General features: G+C 63.6%; 1 protein-coding gene. It reads left to right on the forward strand.

The annotated features are described in order from the left end of the window. The first annotated feature begins 103 nt into the window (after window positions 1-103). A complete protein-coding gene (locus CH276_RS22790; RefSeq protein ID WP_254923929.1) occupies window positions 104-1,303 on the forward strand; it encodes an integrase core domain-containing protein in 1,200 nt (399 codons plus the stop codon). Window positions 1,304-1,361 lie beyond the last annotated feature (58 nt).

Consider the following 1,361-nt stretch of genomic DNA (forward strand, 5'->3'; position numbering starts at 1 on the left):
CGTGTTGAGTCCGGAGACATATGAGACACGAGATGTCCAGGGACATGTGACACACGGGCTGTGGTGATACTGCGGGGCACTGTGACCGGCTATGGAGTAATCCATGGCCAGAACGGATGCCCGGATGAACCTGCTCGACGCCACCTTGACCGCATGGATCATCGAGGGAGCTGACGTCTTCGACGCCCGAGGCCTGTCAGGCTTCTGCGCCGATCACGGGCTCTCGCGCAGTACCGCCAACCGTCACGCCACCCGGATCCGCGAACGGGGCCGGTGGGAACTCGACTCTCGCCGGCCCCGCTCGAGCCCGACACGCACCGCCGACGCTGTCGAAGCCCGCATCATCGCGCTCCGGACAGAACTGGGCCGCGACAACGGAGCCGACAACATCCGCTACGAGCTGACAAAGATTGCCGCTGAACATGATTGGGTCGGCAAAGGCTGGAAGATCCCGGCCAGATCGACCATCAACAACATCCTCACCCGCCACGGCCTGGTGACCCCGGAGCCGAAGAAACGACCCAAGTCGTCTTACCGCCGATTCCAATACGCCCGGCCCCGCGACTGCTATCAGATCGACGCCACCGAAGTCGTTCTCGCCGGCGGCGGGAAAGCCACCGTCTTCGAGGTTCTCGACGACTGCACCCGCACCCTCGTCGCGACGTACGTCTGCCACGCCGAGACCACCGCCGGTGCCATCACCGCCATCGGCAGGGCCTTCACCGACTACGGAGTTCCCGCAATCGTGTTGTCCGACAACGGAATGGCGTTCTCCGCAACGGCATCGAAGGGTCGCTCGAAGTTCGGCGCGTTCGTCACCGGTGCCGGCGCCCGGCTCATTCATTCGAGCCCGTACCACCCGCAGACCAACGGCAAAGTCGAACGCCACCACCGCACCTTCAAAGAGTGGCTCACCGACCAACCCACCCGGCCGGGCACCACCGCTCAACTACAGACATCGTGCGACCGATACCAGAAGTTCTACAACACCCACCGCCGCCACAGTGCTGTGAACATGCCCCCTGAACAGGCATGGAACCGAGCTGAAACGCTTGGCGGCCCGCAGCATCTACCCGCCCAGGTCGATGCTTCCGTGGGCACCCACCTGGTCTCCGACTCCGGCGTGATCGCCGTCGGCGACCACAAGATCTCCGTCGGACGACCCCACGCCTACACCCGCGTGACCGTCCTACGCGACGGAAACCACATCACCGCCTACAAGGCCAGTGGAGAAGTCCTCGGCCACCTGCACCTGGACATCGACAAGCTCTACCAAGGACAACTCCCCCGCCCCGCCGCTTAGAATCGTGTCTCACATGTATCGAGACACCCGTGTCCCACATGTATCAAGACAGCACACG

Origin of the sequence: Rhodococcus sp. 06-470-2, from assembly GCF_002258235.1 — a bacterium.
Classification (GTDB): domain Bacteria; phylum Actinomycetota; class Actinomycetes; order Mycobacteriales; family Mycobacteriaceae; genus Rhodococcoides.

Bases quoted from the DNA above. Each gene is read 5' to 3' on its own strand.
- CH276_RS22790 (WP_254923929.1), top strand. From the start codon at position 104: ATGGCCAGAACGGATGCCCGGATGAACCTGCTCGACGCCACCTTGACC.